Source organism: Streptomyces sp. SLBN-8D4 (assembly GCF_049739545.1).
In the GTDB taxonomy this organism is placed as follows: domain Bacteria; phylum Actinomycetota; class Actinomycetes; order Streptomycetales; family Streptomycetaceae; genus Streptomyces; species Streptomyces canus_C.
In genome coordinates, this window is the sequence record NZ_JBMGQC010000001.1 from 9,547,057 (window position 1) to 9,562,815 (window position 15,759).

The window sequence follows — 15,759 nt, forward strand, 5'->3', positions numbered from 1 at the left end:
GGGTACGCGATCGCTCGCCGCTCAGGCCTGTTTCCGTTCCTCCCGCTGCCGGGCCAGTTCCTCGACCGCGCTCGGCAGCGTCGTCTCGAAGTCGATGAGCTTCGCCCAGGTCGGGGTCACGACGATCCGGACCATGCCGTCGTGATAGAGCGAACGCACCTCCGCCTCCCACTCGACCCGTTGCTCGGGGGTCATCTCGTAGCTGCTGGTCGGCTGGAGGTACTCGTCCGGGATGCCGTCGACGTAGTCCAGCTCGACCCGGCCCCGGACGAGCAGGATCCTGGGCGGGTGCACTTCGGTGTCGATCGTCAGGGCGACCGCCGGGTTCTCGTGCAGGGACGCGAGCTTCGGGGCGTTCTTCGAGGTGCACATGACGATCTCCGAGCCGTTCCAGGCGAACGCGATCGGGACGTTGCGGGGTGTGCCGTCCTTGGCGACGTAGGCCAGGCGGGTCAGGTCGCGCGCCAGCAGCTCCTGACTGATCGGCCGGTTCAGAACCTCGGTGATCTCGTTCGGTTGCACGGTCGTCCCTCCCGAAGTGGTGACTGATGCACCTGGGACGGAGCCAGTGCCACGTTCTCGACACCCGGCACAAGACGAGTTCTCCAAGGTTCCCTCTACGGTCCGTCCGGGCTCCAGCTCGGGCGGCGTCGCGGGGGTCCGGCGAGGATCAGTTGCTCGATGCCGGCGTACCGTTCGCGTGCGCGGCGGGCGCTGCGGCGTCCGCTCAGGACCGTGCCCAGCCAGCCGCAGGCGAAGCCCACCGGCACGGACACCAGGGCGGTCGTGGTGAAGGGGAACCAGTTCAGATCGGCCTCCGGGAAGGCCGACGTCGGTGACCCGGAGACGAGCCGGGTGCCGGACATCAGGACCAGGACCGCGGCCGAGCCGCCGATGAGCGTGCCGAGCAGACCGGCCTTGCCGAAGCGCCGCCAGAACAGCGAGTACACCAGCGCGGGCGCGATGGCGGAGGCGCCCATGCAGAAGGAGAGCGTGGCCAGGGGCTGGAGGCTGCGGTGCTGGGCGAGGGCGGCCAGCAGCACCACGGGGATGCCGACGACCAGCGCGCAGGTCCGGGCGAGGGTCATCTCCCGCAGCGCCGGCATGCCCTTGTTCCGGGAGGCGGAGACGTCGTGCGCCAGCGAGTTGGCGCAGGCGAGCGTCATTCCGGCGACGGACGCCAGGAGGGTCAGGAAGATCGCCGTCGTCACGGTGCTGAACACCAGGCCCTCGGTGCGGGAGACATCGGAGCCGAACACGGCGCGCGCACCCAGCAGATAGGCGGTGCTGCCGTGCGGGTCGGCGGCCGTGATCCGTTCGCGGCCGACCAGTGCCGTGGCGCCGAGGCTGACGACGGTGATCACCAGCATGAAAAGGGCCACCGAGGACACGGCCCAGGACATCGTGCGCCGTACCTGGCGGGCGTTGCCCGCGGTGTACATCCGCATGGTGACGTGCGGCAGGCAGGCACCGCCGAGCACGATGGCGACCTGAGTGCTGATCATGTCCAGTGCGGGGTGCGGTCCGTCCGAGAACTGCAGGCCGTACTGGAGGAACGCCCGGCCGGTGCCGCTGCGCTGCGCCGCGGTGTCGAGCATCGCTCCCGGGTGCCAGCCGAAGGAGGCGAGGACGAGTACGGCCACCACGAGACCGGACCCGAGGAGCATCACCGTCTTGATGATCTGGATCAGCGCGGTCCCCCTCATCCCGCCGAGGGCGGCGTAGCTGATCATCAGGATGCCCGCGCCGACGATGCAGCCGGTCTGCATGGCACCGTCGGAGAAGCCCAGGATGAAGGCCAGCAGCTGTCCCACGCCCGCCAGTTGCACGATCATCATCGGGATCAGCGACAGCAGGGTCACCACGCATGCGGTGATGCGCACGGCCCGTCCGGGGACACGTCGGCTCAGCGCGTCGCCCATGGTGAACCGGCCGGTGTTGTGCAGGGGTTCGGCGAGCAGGAACATCAGCAGGAGCAGGGACAGCAGCGTGCTCAGGGCCAGGACGACGCCGTCGTAGCCGCACAGCGCGATGACCCCGCCGATGGTGAGCACGGTCGCGGCGGAGATGTAGTCACCGGCGACCGCGAGGCCGTTGCGCAGCGGGGAGAGGGTTCGGTAGCCGGTGTAGAACTCCTCCAGGTCGTCGCGGTCGGGGCCGGTCAGTACGCACAGCAGGAGCGTGAGGGTGACGACGCTGCAGAAGGCGACCAGGGACCAGGACTGCGCGGAGCCGCCGAGGTCGGTCATGCCTGTGACCGCCCGTCGCCGCCGGCCGGGCGTGCGTACTGACTGACCCGGCGGGCAAGGGGATCGACGAACCGCCGTGCCGAGTACTCGAACAGCAGGACGGCCAGCCAGGTGACGGGGATCTGTACGACGGCGAGCAGCAGACCGGTGGGGAGCCCGCCGAGGGCCGGGCGGGCCATGAAGGCGGGGGCCCGGACGGTGAGGGTGAGGAAGACGGCGAAGTAGCCGAGGGCGACGAAGGTGGCCACGCGCCGCTGCCACCGGCAGGCGCGGCGCAGGACACGCAGGGCGCGGTGGTAGCTGGACCACGAACGCGGACGGGCCCCGCTGCCCGGGCGCTCTCTGGCCGGCGCGAGGGGCGGCGGCCGGTGTGCGGTGGGGGAGGGGACCCGTCCGTTGTGCCGGTGCGGCAGGGATAATTCCGAGCGGTCGTAGGACATCCCAAAGCTCCTAGCGCGGTGGGCCCGGCGTCACGGACCGCAGGAAGTGGGGGAGGCGGAGGCGGTTCGGGTCACCGCACGTTATGCGGGTGTCCGGGCGGTGGATGGGTGTTCTGTTGAACTTTCCTGCGCAGGGCCCGAGCGCAGGGCCGCCTCGACGGGTGCCCATGGTGAGGGTGTGACGGAAGGGATGACAGGCGTCTCCTGTGGCCCCTTCCCTCCGGAACCGGCCGTCCGTACGTCGTACACCAGTGCCAGTCGGCCTGGCCCGCTCCGACGGAAGCGGAGCGGGCGATGGGATGACCAGCAGTACGCCGAATGCGGCAGTGGCGAGCCGTCCATCGAGGGGGTGGTACTGCTGTCATATGCCTGGCGGATATCGCGCCGCCCACACGTGCCCCGGTGCACGATCAGGCGCCCTTTGGGTCAACGCGCCGCGCGTCGGCTGCGGTTGTTCAGGGCGATGACGGAGACCAGGAACCAGAAGGCACCGAAGGCCGAGTACCCGGCGACGGTGGACAGGCCGCTCGTCTCCGAGGCCGAGCCGGCGGCGATGGTGACACCGGCGAGGACGGACTGAGCACCGCTGATGATCATGGGCCACTGGGCGCCGACGGTGCGCCGGCGTCGGATCGCCGTCACGAGCTGGACCGCTCCGGACAGCAGCGCCCAGACACCGAAGACGAGGAGGGCCGTCCTGATGACGGAGAAGACCGCGATGATCATCCCCGCCGTGGTGGCGAGGCCGAGAGCCATGTTGACGGCACTGACACGGTGCGTGGAGCCGGGGCCGGTCAGGCGACGTTCGAGGAGCGTGGCGACGACATCCCACAGGGGGTAGACGACTAGCAGCAGGCCCGCGATCGCTGTGGGCCTGTCCGCCGACACCAGGGAGGCGGACGTCGTGAGGACCAGCGCCACCCAGACCAGGGAGAAGACGACTCGGATCAGGTGGAGAGATCGGAGCCCGGAGGACGTCGTCGTGGTCGTGGTCGAAGCCGGCGAAGTGACGGTGGTGTGTGTCATCGGGTGTCCCGTTGTGATCGTGACGGTGTGAGGCGGGCGCCTCGACGAGCGAGTCTCAGCGGCCCGGGACGCCGCCGCGTACTTCGAACGAAGTAGTTCCGCGATCCGCTTGTGCCCCGCACCTCGACGGCAGGAGTACCGCCGTTCCCGGCGGCCGAGGCGGCTTCGTCGTCTACTTCGTTCGAAGTACGCGCCCGCTGCACACGTGAACGAGAATCAGCGCATGGCCAAGGCGCACGACAGTCAGGACGGACCCGTGGCACCCCTGTGGGTCCGCCGCCCCGAGGTGCTGCACCGGGCCGCCTACGCAGTGGCCGCGCTGGTCTTCACCGGTCAGATCGTGGCCGTGATCCTGAGGGGGTCGGACTGGCCCACGGCCCTCTCCGTGCTCCTCGCCGGCAGCGGTGTCGCCCTGTCCTGGTGGCAGCCGTGGGCCGGACTGGTCGTGGCGAGCGCGGCGTCCTTCGCCGTCACAGCGGTGGGCCACGACCCCCTGTCGGTGTGGATGATGGCGGTGCTCGTCCTGTTCTCCGTCACGTTCAGGGGAAAACAGCCACTGGTTGCGACCGGTGTCGTGGCGGCCTTCTTCCTGGGAGCCTTCATGACCTTGGGAGGATTCCGCGGCGGCGCGGTCGTGGGAGCCGCCGCCGTCTTCTCGGCCATGGCGGGAGGCGCGAGCGGGGCCGCGCTGCGCATCCACCGAGACCACTGGTGGACCCTGGAGGAACGGGCGGAAAGCGCCATCGCCACCCGTGAGATCGAGGCCACCCGACGAGTGACCGAAGAGCGGCTCCGTATCGCCCGCGACCTCCAGGACGTCATCGGCCACCAGGTCGCCATGCTGAGCATGCACCTCGGGGCCGCGGAGATCGGACTGCCCGACGACGCCGAGTCCTCCCGGCAGGCCCTCGTCTCCGCCAGGTCCAGCGCCCGTACCGTCGTCGTCGAAACGCAGCGCATCCTCGCGCTCCTCCGCCTCGGGGACGACGTCTTCGACGACGAGGCGCTCCGGCCGATCCCGGCGCTCAGCGGTCTGGAAGGACTGGTCGCCTCGTTCGAGAGCATCGGCCTCGACATCCGCGCGTCCGTCGACGTCCCCGCCGGTTTCGTGGAGCCCAGCGTCGGCGTGACGGTCTACCGGGTCGTTCAGGAGGCACTCACGAACGCCTACCGGCATGGAGAAGGAACGGCGACGGTGGAGGTGCGCGAGCGCGACGGCAGGATCAGCGTCACCGTGGAGAACCGCGTCGCCCACTCCTCCCGCGGCTCCGACCTGGGCGGCGGACTGGGACTCGTGGGGATGCGCGAACGCGTCGAGTCCTCCAACGGGCGCCTGACGATCGACAGTGACGACGGGCGGTTCCGGGTCCACGCGGAGTTCAGCCTGCTGGGAGCCGTCGTCCGATGACGCGCATTCTGATCGTCGACGACCAGGACGACATCAGGGCCGGAATCCGGGCGATGCTCCGGCTCGATCCGGGTCTCGTGGTCGCGGGGGAACTCTCCGACGGCCTCCAGGTCGTCCCCTTCCTCCGGGACCACCCCGTCGACCTGATCCTGATGGACATCAGGATGCCCGGCATCGACGGCGTCGAAGCCACCCGCCGGATCCGCGCGGAGCACCCACCCGAGGAGACGCGGGTGATCGTGCTGACCACGTTCGACCAGGACGACATCGTGCTCGCCGCCCTGCGCGCGGGCGCCAACGGCTTCCTGAGCAAGACGGTGAGCCCTGCCGAGCTGGTCGCCGGGATCGTCGAGGTCGTCGGCGGTGGAGGCGCCCTGTCGGCCGCCGCGACGGCCGCGCTCATCGGTCACATGACCGACAGTCCACCGCCGGTGATCGACCGGGAACTGCTGCGACGCTTCGACGCGCTGACCCCCAGGGAGCGGGACGTGGTCGTGCTCGTGGCGAGCGGTCTAGGCAACGACGAGATCGCGGCCCGGATGTCGGTGTCGCCGTTCACCGTGAAGACGCACGCGGTGCGGGCCATGACGAAGGTCGGCGCACGCGATCGAGCGCAACTCGTCTCGTTCACGTTCCGAGCGGGGCTGTACCCCTGAGCCTCCGAGCGGTCGGTCCCTGGTGCTCGACGGCCCTCGCGAGCGCGGCGTGCAGCTCACGCAGGAGCGGCCCGGCGCTGCCGCACCGCCTCCGCGACGGGTCAGCGCGGTCCCCGGATGCTGTCGATGATGCGGGTCCAGTGATCGCTGCCGTGCCCGTTCTCGACGGCGTGCCGGTAGTGGGCCTGTACGGCCGCGTGGGAGCGCGAGGTCGAGACCGAGGGACTCGCTGGTCTCGACGATGTGGTCGGCGGTCGCGCCCATCATGGTGACGGTGCTGAGGGTGCCGGGATGCTCCCCGGCATCGAGCGCGGCGCCTGGAGTCTTCTCCCCGGCCCTCAGCATGTCGCCGATCGAGTCGGCGGTGAGGAGCAACTCGGGCAGCGCCTCCGATGCCTTCAGTCCTGCGGTGCCCAGCATCGCGGTGGCGTGCATCAGCGCCGACAAGGTGGTGAGGAACACCGTGAGTTGGGCCTGGTACATCAGCTGGGCGAGGCCGGGGTCATCGCCCAGGTACTTGGGTGTGCCGAGCGGTGCCAACACCCCGCGGTGTCTCTCCATCACCTGGTCGCGGCCGCTGTAGTAGACGTAGGCTGCCTCGGTTCCGACCATCGGCGCGGGAACCATGACACCTCCGGTGAGGAAGGCGGCGCCGTGGCCCGCTGCCCAGGTCGCCGCCTCGCGCGTGCGGTCGGGGGTGTCGGAACTCAGGTTGACCAGGGTGCGGCCGGCGAGCGATGCGGTGGCGCCGCCGAGGATGTCGTACATCGCCTGGTAGTCGGTGAGGCTGAGGATCACGAGGTCACTCACCTCGACCGCCTCGCCGGGCGTCGACGCGAGGGTGGCTCCGTCGGAGACGACACCGTCGGCACGGCCGGGGGTGCGGTTCCAGACGCTGACCGGGTGGCCTGCGGTGAGGAGGGCGTGGGTCATCGCCTGGCCCATCGGACCCAGCCCGATCACGGTGACGGCGCCGCTCCGGCTGGTGGGGGAGTTCTGTTGTTCGTTCACCCCTCCATGCTCGGAGACCGCCACTACTGTCGGAAGTACCCACTATTTTCTGCGGTACTTACCTTTCAGTAAGGGGTTCAGTGATGGCCAAGGCGCCGAGACGCGGGCCTTACATCTGTGGCATCGACGCCGCGCTCGACGTGGTGAGCGGCAAGTGGAAGGGACTGATCCTGTGGGAACTCCACGCCCATGGCATACGTCGCTTCGCCGAGCTTCGTCGCGGGTTATCGGGGGTGAGCGAGAAGATGCTGACGCAGCACCTGCGGGAGATGGAGGAGGACGGTCTCGTGCACCGGAAGGTGTACGCCGAGGTGCCGCCACGCGTGGAGTACTCCCTCACCGAGCACGGGCACACGCTCAACCAGGCGCTCGGGCCGCTCGGCGCCTGGGGGACTGAACGGCTACGCCGCGAAGACTCCGAGATGGCCGGCGTGGGCGAGACCCCACACGGCTAGAGGACGATCCTTGGCAGTGGCGGTGACACCGCCCTCGCGAACGGAACGTTCGGGCGTCCACACTGGGGCCATGGAATACGTCGGCCGGGTGCCCGCTCCGCCGCTCGACGGGTTCATCGACGACGTGTACTGCCTGACCGGGGCCCCGCGCCACCGGCTGATGAACGTGCCGCCGATGCCGTCGGCACACCTGTTCCTTCACCTAGGCGAGCCTGTCCGGCTGTGGGACTCCGACCGTTCGGTGCCACCGGCGTTGTTCTCCGACGGGTGGTTCATGGGTGTGTGGACCAGGCGCTTCCTCTTCGAGTACCCGGCGCGTGTGCGGCTCGTGGGGGTGCACTTCAAGCCCTGGGGGATGTCGCCGTTCGTCGACATGCCGGCGGCCGAGCTGCGTAACCGGTGGGCGCCGGTCGATGCCGTCTGGCAACGCTCCGTGGACCGGATCCGCAACCAGGTCGGCGATGTCGCGTCGGCCGCGGAGACGTTGCGGGTGGTGGAAGCGGAGCTACGGTCGCGCCTTGCCGAGGCTCCGGCGCGCGGCCTCGACCTGGTCCAGCACACGGGCGGGCGCCTGGAGACCTCGCACGGCACGATTCCGGTGGGTGCGCTGGCCGATGCCGCCGGGGTGAGTGGCAATCACCTGACCAACCTGTTCAAGGCTCATGTGGGTGTCACACCCAAGCGGATGGCGCGGATCTACCGTTTTGCGCGGCTGATCGTGTCCGTGGACGCGCTGCGCCCGGTCGACTGGTCGGAACTCGCCCAAGCGGCGGGCTACTTTGACCATGCCCACTTCAGTAGGGAGTTCAAGGATTTCACCGGCCACACGCCGACGGAGTACCTGGCCCTGTGGCGTCGGTTCCCCCTCGACCGGGGAGGTCCGCAGGACTACGGTCCGATGCCGGCTGATTGATTTCTTACATGCCCGGGTCCTCTCGGCGGGAGAGGATGGCAGGGACCTCGCACAGAGATTCCGAGGAGGGCCCGTGGGCGCGGTGATCATGCACAGTGTGGTGTCGGTGGACGGCTTCATCGCCGATGAGAAGGGCGAGGTCGGGCCCCTTCACGACTGGTACTTCAGCGGGGACGTTCCGATCGTCGTAGGCGGGGACGAGGAGTACGACCATTCCGGCACGGGAAGCGGCATCAAGGTCTCTGCCGCGTCGGCGGACTACGTCCGCGCGATGTGGGAGTCCATCGGCACGATCGTGATGGGCCGCAACCTGTTTGACCAGGTCAACGGCTGGGAGGGCAAGCCGCCCGCTGGTGATCACGTGGTCGTGGTGTCCCATCGGCCCAAGCCCCAGGGGTGGCACCCCGAGGCGTCCTACCATTTCGTCGACGGCGTGGTCGCCGCTGTCGACAAGGCCCAGGAACTCGCCGGGGAGCGGATCGTCGCGGTGAATGCCGGCGACGCGGGTGCCCAGATCCTCGCGGCCGGTCTCGTGGACGAGGTGGCGATGGACGTGGTTCCGGTGGTGTTCGGGTCGGGCAGGCGCTACTTCGGCGGCATCAAGGGGCAGCATCTGCTGGAGGATCCGCATGTGGTCATCCAGGGCGACAGGGTGCTGCACCTGAGGTTCAACGTGCGCCGCTGAAGGGGCCACGGCGGCTGTCAGCCTTCCAGACATCCGGGCCCGTCCCCGGAGGCAACCCGCGTGGCCGCCTCCGGCCGGTTCACCTGGTCACCAGGGCACTACCCCGTTCTCGTCCTGGAACGTTCCCGTCGGACCGTCCGCGTCGAGGGTCGCCAGGCGTACGACGACCTTGGCGCTCTCCTCCGGCGGCCTGCCGATGCCGAAGGCCGCCGTGAGGTCGGTCGCGGTGGTGCCGGGCTCGACCGCGTTGAACTTGATGCCCGGCTGGGATTTGGCGTACTGCACCGTGAGCATGGTGGCCGCGGACTTGGACGCGGAGTAGAGCGTCAGGGCAGGTTGAACTCAGGCCGGTCCGGGTTGGTCACCGCCCAGAAGGACCCGGCGCTGCTGGAAACGGTGACCACGGTGGGGTTCGACGACTTGCGCAGCAGGGGGAGCGCCGCCTCTGTGACGCGCACGATCCCCACGGCGTTGGTGTCGAAGGCCCGGAGAGCGGTAGGGCCGTCGGTGACGCCGTTGCCCAGGATCCCCGCGTTGTTCACCAGGACGTCGAGCCGGCCCTCGGCCGCGTCGATCGTCGCCAGCGCGCTGCTCACCGAGGCGTCGTCGGTCACGTCGAGCTGCACGAACCGTGCGCCGAGCTCCGCCGCGGCCTTCTCGCCTCGCTCGGCGTCACGCGCGCCGATGTAGACGGTGTGGCCCATGGCCAGCAACTGTCCGGCTGTCTCGTAGCCGATGCCCTTGTTGGCCCCGGTGATCAGTGTGATGGGCATGTCTGTCCTCGCGAGTCATGTGGCCCCAGGGGCCGTCGGTGATGTGTCCGGACTGCAGTCCGGGGTGCCGGTGCTGAAGTCGCGGTCTCAGCTGGTCAGTTGCCTGCGAAGTTCGCCGGCGTCGTGCAGGGCGGTCATATGGACGAACCGCCCGTCGCGGACCTGATAGATCGCGTACTCGACGATCTCGAAAGACGCGCCGGTGGGGGACACGCCGAGCCATTCCTTCACCGGGGTACCGGTGTTGACCAGACGCGCGGCCAACCGGTCACCGTCGAAGAGCAGTTCCCCGAGTTCCCAGCGGGATCGGTTCCGGCGAGCCGTCGAGGACGGCGATCTGCGTGCGGGGACCGATCCGGGTCTGCTGGCCCGCTACGTCACCACCTTCGCCTACGGCATCGCCGTACAGGCCGCGAGCGGTGTCGGCCGCGACGAACTCCAGCATCTTGCCGACGCAGCGCTGCGCAACTGGCCCCTCGTCTGAGACCGGCAGGCGCGCCTATCGGGGGGTGCGGCGGGGCCGGTTCGTGAGCGGTACGGGGTGCGCGGGCCGCTCACGGCTCGCCGTCGGCCGCCCCGGATTCCGCCCCGGACCGGTGCGGCCGGCGCAGTCCTGCGACGAGGAGCGCGACCAGGGCGCGCGGGTCGTAGCTGGGATCGTTCTCCGCTCCGACGCAGAGATTGCCCACGCCACGCATCAGCTGGAGCCCTCCGATGCCGGAGCGGATCTCACCGGCGGCCGCGGCGGCGTCGAGGAGCTGCGTGCACACGGGTACGAGGTGGTCGATGAAGTAGGCGTGCAGGGTCTCGAAGCCGGCGTTGTCGTGCTGCAGGGCGGCGGCGAGACCGTGTTTGGTCACCAGGAAGTCGACGAACAGGTCGATCCACCGTTCCAGCGCCTCGTACGCCGTCGGGCAGCTCGCCAGCAGGGCGGGGCCGGCCTCGACGCAGGTCTCGACCTGGTGGCGGAAGACCGCGACGATCAGGTCCGCCCGGGTGGGGAAGTGGCGGTAGATCGTGCCGATCCCGACGCCCGCCCTGGCGGCGATGTCCCGCACCGGCGCTTCCACGCCCGAGGTGACGAAGACGGCGGCGGCCGCGTCCAGCAGGATCTGCTTGTTGCGCCGGACGTCCTTGCGCTGGGGCGCGGTGGCCTGCTCCGTGCCCTGGCGGCTGTCGCTCACCCTGAGGCCCCTCTCTCTGCGACGGCACAGCGGGTCCGGGTTCCGTACGGCTTATGGAACCGGGTTCCGTTTCGCCCATGATGTCAGATCGGGTGCGTGCGGCTCAGGCTCATGCGGGCGCGCTGCTGCTGTCCGGAGGCCGGCGGAGCAGGTGCAGACAGATGACCGAGGCGACGACGGTCCGCCGTTCCGACGTGTCCAGGCGTGGGTCTGGCACGACGACGTACTGCTGCAACCCGAGCCACCCGTCGACAGTGCTCACCGTGACCCGGCCGAGAACCTCCGGTGCCGGGCTCCGGTGCGGATCGCTCTCCGTGAGCTGCCACTCGGTGGACAGCAGACCCCGACGCGTGAGGAGCAGCGCGCGTCCGTGCGCCGTCCGCAGGCTCAGTTGCCCGGTCTTGACGGGTCCACGGGCATCGACGGTGCCGGCCTCGTGGTCCGTGGCGTCGACGAAACGGAACCGCACCGGTCCGAACTGCCCGAACCTGGAGCTCTTCTCGATACGTACGACGCACTCGCCGGACGCCTTCGTGAGAAGAGAACGCGTGTCGTCGCTGTGCGTGACATGGGCGAGCACCGTCCCCTCCACGGTCGACACGGCCAACGCGGGACCGGTGTACCTGCGCCACCGTGAACGCTTCGGCTGCGCCACGACGAGGGCTTCCCGTGCGAACAGGTCGGATTCCGGCAACGGTCTTCCTTCCCCCGCCACGATTCCCTCTGGACCGAGTGCGTCCAGTGTGACCGAACTGGCGCCCGGTGGTTGGACTTCCCAGGGACCATGTGTACGGGGCTTGGCGGCCCGGCCGTCGCCTGCACGGCCCCCGGGCGCAGAACCGCTCCGGGGGCCGGACTGACGCTCGGCACGGCCAACGGCCGCGCGACCGGTGGCTCGCTCCGCGTCCGTCAGTCGGCGGGCCTGCCGAACCAACGGGCGAGGTGGCTGTCGAGGTCCCGCTGATCGTCGCCGATCCACGCGACGTGGCCGTCGGGGCGCAGCAGGACGCAGGGAACATCCAGGGCCGCGGTGGGATCGGTGAGGTGATCGACCCGGTCCGACCAGGCGCCGACGGTGAGGCGTTCGGTGCGGTCCAGCAGCAGGCCACGGCCGCGATGCAGCAGATCGTAGAGGCGTCCCTGCTTCAGGTCGATGTCGCGCAGGCGGCGGCCGAGCAGGTCGGGGCCCTCACCGAAGTCGTAGCGGACGCTGATGGCGGTGATCTTCTCGATCAGATGACGGTTCACCTCGTCGAAGTCCATCAGCTCGGTGAGCAGCCTGCGCACGGCCCGCGGACCCGGTTCGGTGGACAGGAGTTCCATCTGCGCGCGGGTGTTGTCCAGCACGTCCTCGGCGACCGGACGACGTTCGGCCTGGTAGGTGTCCAGCAGGGATTCGGGAGCCCAGCCCCGGATCTGTGCGGCCAGTTTCCAGCCGAGGTTGAAGGCGTCCTGAACGCCGAGGTTCAGGCCCTGCCCGCCGACGGGCGGATGGATGTGTGCCGCGTCGCCGGCCAGCAGCACCCGCCCGGCCCGGTAGCGCTCGGCCAGTCTCGTGGCATCCCCGAAGCGGGACAACCAGCGCGGGGAGTGCACGCCGAAATCGGTTCCGGCGACGGCGTGCAGCTGTTGTCTGAAATCCTCGAGGGTGGGCGGCTTCGCGCGATCGCTGACTCCCGCGGCGGGGACGACGACGCTGTAGACCCCGCCGCCGAAGGGCCGGAGCCAGAACCGGTGGTGGGTCTCGCGGAGTTCGGCCGTCTTGGCTATGACCTCCTCCTGCGGCGCACCCACTTGCATCTCGCCCATCAGCGTCTCGGTCCGTGAGGGCTCTCCGGGGAAGCCGACACCGAGCACTTTGCGCACCGTACTGCGCCCGCCGTCACAGCCGACGAGGTACCGCGAACGCAGCTGCTCGCCGCCGGCCAGCTCGACGGTCACCCCCTCGTCGTCCTGCTCGAATCCGGTGACCGCGCGCCCGCGGCGGATCTGCGCACCCTGTTGGATCGCATGGTCTTCGAGCAGGTCGACGAGGACAGGCTGCGGGATGCCCAGCAGATAGGGGTGCGCCGAATCAAGGCCCTGGGGCACGGGTTTGTTGATGGCGGCGAAGAACCCGCCGGCCGGACGCTGCCTTCCGTGTGCGCGCACGCGATCCAGCAGACCGCGCATTGCCAGCAGTTCGAGACTGCGCATGTGCAGACCGACGATACGGACGAACGAGACGGGCTCGGTTTCCTTCTCCAGGACGAGTACCCGCACGTCGTGCAGCCGGAGTTCGGCGGCCAGCATCGCACCGGTCGGTCCGCTCCCGGCAATGATCACGTCGAAGTCGAGCCCAAGGGGCGCGCGATCGGCGCAGGAATCCGACGACGGCCGGGCGGTGAACTGCGGAGAGTCCATAGGTGTTGCCTTTCAGGAGTGCCTGTTGTCGAGGCGCTCCCGGCGACACCTACGTCAATCGCCGGCCGTGACGGCAAGGGGGAGCACCCACATCGCTACTGCGTTCATGGGTCTCACCTCCTCGGGCGGGGTCACGGGCAATCGCAAGCTACAAGGCTGGTCACCACCGCGTCCACTGCTTTTCCGCTGCTTTCCGCCGCGCGCCGGACGACTCCGAACGCACCCGGCCGTCGACGCGGCGGTGCACGGGCTGCCCGATTCGAGGCCCATGCCGACTCATCGATAGCCTCGTCCTCATGATGCGCGCCTGGATCCTGCCGATGCTGCTGGTGCTCTGCGGCTCAGCCCTCGCGGCTGGGCGGATCGTCAGCGGGGCCCCCGGCGCAGCCACAGCGATCATGCTGGTCTTCGTGCTGCTCGCAGGCGTGAACTCGCCTCTGATCTTCCCGAAGTCGATCGGCGCGGTCGAGGCACAGCGTCGCAGTGCCGTCGACGGCCGGCCGGTAGTCTTCTGGCGGCCTGGGTGCCAGTACTGCCTTCGACTGCGCGTCCGGCTGGGTCGTAGGGCCCGGCAGGCACACTGGGTCGACATATGGCGCGACCCGGCCGCGGCCGCAGTGGTGAGGGCGGCCAACGACGGCAACGAGACCGTGCCGACCGTCGTCGTCGCGGGCGAAGCGCACACCAACCCCGATCCTGCGTGGGTGCGCGAGCAACTCGGCAGTTCCGCGTGACGCCACGCTCGGTGAGATACGTCCATGGACCGTGCGACAGACGATGTAGAGGATGCAGAACGGTCACTCAAAGACGTGTTGCCACCCGGATCAGGTCCGCGGCTGCGCGAAGTCGGCTCTGCGACGGCCAAGCGATCACGGTGGTCACGGGCGGGGCATCCGACACGGGCACGGCGGCGAGGTCCGGGCGCAGGTCCGTGCCGGCGGACTCGGGGATGATCACGGTGGTGAGGCCGAGCGCGATCAACTGGAAGAGCTGTGTCAGGTTCCGTACCTCCGGGCCTGGTCCCTCCGGGTAGTTGCCGCCGCGGTCCGGCCAGCGCGCCATCGGGAGTTCCGGCACCGCCGCGACCTCGGCCATCCGGATCCGGGAGCGGCCGGCGAGGCGGTGAGAGGCGGGCAGGATCGCCACCTGTCCCTCGGTGTACAGCTCTTCGGTGTCGAGTCCGGCCGCCGAATCGAAGGGCAGGTGCAGCAGGGCCACATCGGCTTGCCCGTTCTGCAGCAGTTCCTGTTGCTGATGCGCTTCGCAGAGCAGCAGATCAACGGTGGCTGCGCCGGGCTCCGCGCGGTACGCATCGAGCAGTTTGGCCAGCAACTCGCCCACGGTGCCGGATTTGACGGCGAGGACGAGGCGGGGGCGGCTTCGCGCGGCCTGCTGGGTACGCCGCTCGGCTGCGGCCACCGCGCTGAGGATCGAGCGTGCCTCGGACAGCAGGACGGCCCCTGCCTCGGTCAGCGTGACGCTCCGGCTGGTGCGCTCCAGCAGCGTGACCGCGAGCTGTCGTTCGAGCCGGGCGATGGCGCGCGACAGGGGCGGCTGCGCTATCTCCAGACGCTGGGCGGCCTTGCCGAAGTGCAGCTCCTCGGCGACGGCGACGAAGTACCGCAGCTCGCGTATCTCCATGCATGCACGGTAACGGTGAGGCGGTCCGATCGATACCGCCCGGGTATCGCTGCACTACCGAGATGGTGTTGGTGCCTGGCCGAGGCGCAGCCATGCTCGGTGTCATGACTGAGAAGACAATTGCGCTGGTCACGGGCGCGAACAAGGGCATCGGGTACGAGATCGCGGTCGGGCTGGGCGCGTTGGGCTGGAGCGTCGGTGTCGGCGCCCGGGACGAGCAGCGCGGGACGGATGCCGTGGCGAAGTTGCGCGCGGCAGGCGCCGACGCGTTCGGCGTGCCCTTGGACGTGACCGACGAAGAGAGCGTGACCGGCGCCGCGCGGTTGATCGAGGAGCGGTCGGGACGCCTTGACGTGTTGGTCAACAACGCCGGCGTCGCGGGCGGCTGGCCGGAGGAGCCTTCGACCATCGACCTGGAGACCGTGCGGCGGCTGGTGGAGACCAACGTCATCGGTGTCATCCGGGTCACCAACGCGATGCTGCCGCTGCTGCGCCGCTCGGCGCACCCGCGGATCGTCAACCAGTCCAGCCATGTCGGCTCGCTGGCACTGCAGACCACGCCAGGCGTCGACCTCGGAGGGATCAGCGGGGCCTACGCGCCGACGAAGACCTTCCTCAACGCCGTCACCATCCAGTACGCCAAGGAGCTGAGCGGTACCAACATCTTGATCAACAACGCCTGCCCCGGCTACGTGGCCACCGACCTCAACGGGTTCAGCGGTACTGAGACCCCTGAGCAGGGCGCGGCAATCGCCCTGCGACTGGCGACCCTGCCCGACGACGGCCCCACCGGTCAGCTGTTCGACTCCACGGGAGTCGTGCCCTGGTGATGTTCTGATGTGTCCGGCCCGTGTGCCGAAATCGGGCCGGCCCCCGGCAGGCCGCTCGGCTCGAAGATCCGGCCACCCCGCCACC

The 15,759-nt window shown here is 69.5% G+C and carries 17 protein-coding genes and 2 pseudogenes; 8 read left to right on the plus strand and 11 right to left on the minus strand.

Features of this window, described 5'->3' with window-relative positions; all coding sequences use genetic code 11:
* Positions 1–21: 21 nt before the first annotated feature.
* The 4 genes from RKD20_RS43315 to RKD20_RS43330 form a co-directional block, all read right to left on the minus strand.
* Positions 22–522 (minus strand): pyridoxamine 5'-phosphate oxidase family protein, encoded by a 501-nt coding sequence (locus RKD20_RS43315; protein WP_424882519.1) that lies wholly within the window; start codon positions 520–522, stop codon positions 22–24.
* 95 nt (positions 523–617) lie between these two features.
* On the minus strand, positions 618–2,249 hold the full coding sequence (locus RKD20_RS43320) for a cation acetate symporter (RefSeq protein ID WP_424882520.1): 1,632 nt from the start codon (positions 2,247–2,249) through the stop codon (positions 618–620).
* Positions 2,246–2,689 carry a DUF485 domain-containing protein gene (locus RKD20_RS43325; RefSeq protein ID WP_424882521.1) on the minus strand — a complete coding sequence of 148 codons (444 nt, stop codon included), beginning with the start codon at positions 2,687–2,689 and terminating at the stop codon, positions 2,246–2,248. Before RKD20_RS43325 ends, RKD20_RS43320 begins: the two co-directional genes overlap by 4 nt.
* A 426-nt stretch (positions 2,690–3,115) precedes the next feature.
* Complete coding sequence (locus RKD20_RS43330) at positions 3,116–3,715, minus strand: DUF308 domain-containing protein (RefSeq protein ID WP_424882522.1); 600 nt, start codon at positions 3,713–3,715, stop codon at positions 3,116–3,118.
* Between the two features lie 205 nt (positions 3,716–3,920).
* Between RKD20_RS43330 and RKD20_RS43335 the strand changes: the two genes are divergently transcribed.
* A complete protein-coding gene (locus tag RKD20_RS43335; RefSeq protein ID WP_424882523.1) occupies positions 3,921–5,123 on the plus strand; it encodes a sensor histidine kinase in 1,203 nt (400 codons plus the stop codon).
* On the plus strand, positions 5,120–5,779 hold the full coding sequence (locus RKD20_RS43340) for a response regulator transcription factor (RefSeq protein WP_424882524.1): 660 nt from the start codon (positions 5,120–5,122) through the stop codon (positions 5,777–5,779). Before RKD20_RS43335 ends, RKD20_RS43340 begins: the two co-directional genes overlap by 4 nt.
* A 101-nt stretch (positions 5,780–5,880) precedes the next feature.
* Here the strand turns inward: RKD20_RS43340 and RKD20_RS43345 are convergent.
* Positions 5,881–6,790: pseudogene (locus RKD20_RS43345) on the minus strand (NAD(P)-dependent oxidoreductase).
* 83 nt (positions 6,791–6,873) lie between these two features.
* Here RKD20_RS43345 and RKD20_RS43350 point away from each other — a divergent pair.
* From RKD20_RS43350 to RKD20_RS43360, 3 genes are all read left to right on the plus strand, one after another.
* The gene (locus RKD20_RS43350; protein ID WP_424882525.1) at positions 6,874–7,245 is read left to right on the plus strand and encodes a winged helix-turn-helix transcriptional regulator; all 372 of its coding nucleotides are present in this window, start codon (positions 6,874–6,876) and stop codon (positions 7,243–7,245) included.
* 70 nt (positions 7,246–7,315) lie between these two features.
* Positions 7,316–8,158: a helix-turn-helix domain-containing protein gene (locus tag RKD20_RS43355; protein ID WP_424882526.1), complete on the plus strand. Its 843-nt coding sequence runs from the start codon at positions 7,316–7,318 to the stop codon at positions 8,156–8,158.
* A gap of 73 nt (positions 8,159–8,231) precedes the next feature.
* Complete coding sequence (locus RKD20_RS43360; protein WP_424882527.1) at positions 8,232–8,843, plus strand: dihydrofolate reductase family protein; 612 nt, start codon at positions 8,232–8,234, stop codon at positions 8,841–8,843.
* Between the two features lie 87 nt (positions 8,844–8,930).
* On the opposite strand, the pseudogene RKD20_RS43365 reads toward RKD20_RS43360, so the two are convergent.
* A pseudogene (locus RKD20_RS43365) lies at positions 8,931–9,616 on the minus strand (SDR family NAD(P)-dependent oxidoreductase).
* Positions 9,617–9,703: 87 nt separating this feature from the next.
* Positions 9,704–9,847: a hypothetical protein gene (locus RKD20_RS43370; RefSeq protein WP_424883462.1), complete on the minus strand. Its 144-nt coding sequence runs from the start codon at positions 9,845–9,847 to the stop codon at positions 9,704–9,706.
* Positions 9,848–9,860: 13 nt separating this feature from the next.
* Here RKD20_RS43370 and RKD20_RS43375 point away from each other — a divergent pair, with 13 nt between their 5' ends.
* Entirely contained in the window at positions 9,861–10,100 is a 240-nt protein-coding gene (locus RKD20_RS43375) for a hypothetical protein (RefSeq protein ID WP_424882528.1), read from the plus strand.
* A 70-nt stretch (positions 10,101–10,170) separates the two neighbouring features.
* Here the strand turns inward: RKD20_RS43375 and RKD20_RS43380 are convergent, their stop codons facing one another.
* The 3 genes from RKD20_RS43380 to rox form a co-directional block, all read right to left on the minus strand.
* On the minus strand, positions 10,171–10,800 hold the full coding sequence (locus RKD20_RS43380; RefSeq protein ID WP_424882529.1) for a TetR/AcrR family transcriptional regulator: 630 nt from the start codon (positions 10,798–10,800) through the stop codon (positions 10,171–10,173).
* A 109-nt stretch (positions 10,801–10,909) separates the two neighbouring features.
* Positions 10,910–11,494 (minus strand): hypothetical protein, encoded by a 585-nt coding sequence (locus RKD20_RS43385; protein ID WP_424882530.1) that lies wholly within the window; start codon positions 11,492–11,494, stop codon positions 10,910–10,912.
* A gap of 215 nt (positions 11,495–11,709) precedes the next feature.
* A complete protein-coding gene (rox, locus tag RKD20_RS43390) occupies positions 11,710–13,203 on the minus strand; it encodes a rifampin monooxygenase (RefSeq protein ID WP_424882531.1) in 1,494 nt (497 codons plus the stop codon).
* Positions 13,204–13,499: 296 nt separating this feature from the next.
* Here rox and RKD20_RS43395 point away from each other — a divergent pair, with 296 nt between their 5' ends.
* Positions 13,500–13,937 (plus strand): glutaredoxin domain-containing protein, encoded by a 438-nt coding sequence (locus RKD20_RS43395; protein ID WP_424882532.1) that lies wholly within the window; start codon positions 13,500–13,502, stop codon positions 13,935–13,937.
* Positions 13,938–14,004: 67 nt separating this feature from the next.
* On the opposite strand, the gene RKD20_RS43400 is transcribed toward RKD20_RS43395, so the two are convergent.
* Entirely contained in the window at positions 14,005–14,844 is an 840-nt protein-coding gene (locus tag RKD20_RS43400; protein WP_424882533.1) for a LysR family transcriptional regulator, read from the minus strand.
* 92 nt (positions 14,845–14,936) lie between these two features.
* Between RKD20_RS43400 and RKD20_RS43405 the strand changes: the two genes are divergently transcribed.
* The gene (locus tag RKD20_RS43405) at positions 14,937–15,674 is read left to right on the plus strand and encodes an SDR family oxidoreductase (RefSeq protein WP_424882534.1); all 738 of its coding nucleotides are present in this window, start codon (positions 14,937–14,939) and stop codon (positions 15,672–15,674) included.
* Positions 15,675–15,759 lie beyond the last annotated feature (85 nt).

Coding starts and splice junctions, on each gene's coding strand:
- RKD20_RS43320 (WP_424882520.1), bottom strand. CDS start 2,249: ATGACCGACCTCGGCGGCTCCGCGCAGTCCTGGTCCCTGGTCGCCTTC.
- RKD20_RS43405 (WP_424882534.1), top strand. CDS start 14,937: ATGCTCGGTGTCATGACTGAGAAGACAATTGCGCTGGTCACGGGCGCG.
- RKD20_RS43355 (WP_424882526.1), top strand. CDS start 7,316: ATGGAATACGTCGGCCGGGTGCCCGCTCCGCCGCTCGACGGGTTCATC.
- RKD20_RS43325 (WP_424882521.1), bottom strand. CDS start 2,689: ATGTCCTACGACCGCTCGGAATTATCCCTGCCGCACCGGCACAACGGA.
- RKD20_RS43400 (WP_424882533.1), bottom strand. CDS start 14,844: ATGGAGATACGCGAGCTGCGGTACTTCGTCGCCGTCGCCGAGGAGCTG.
- RKD20_RS43395 (WP_424882532.1), top strand. CDS start 13,500: ATGATGCGCGCCTGGATCCTGCCGATGCTGCTGGTGCTCTGCGGCTCA.
- rox (WP_424882531.1), bottom strand. CDS start 13,203: ATGGACTCTCCGCAGTTCACCGCCCGGCCGTCGTCGGATTCCTGCGCC.
- RKD20_RS43350 (WP_424882525.1), top strand. CDS start 6,874: ATGGCCAAGGCGCCGAGACGCGGGCCTTACATCTGTGGCATCGACGCC.
- RKD20_RS43340 (WP_424882524.1), top strand. CDS start 5,120: ATGACGCGCATTCTGATCGTCGACGACCAGGACGACATCAGGGCCGGA.
- RKD20_RS43330 (WP_424882522.1), bottom strand. CDS start 3,715: ATGACACACACCACCGTCACTTCGCCGGCTTCGACCACGACCACGACG.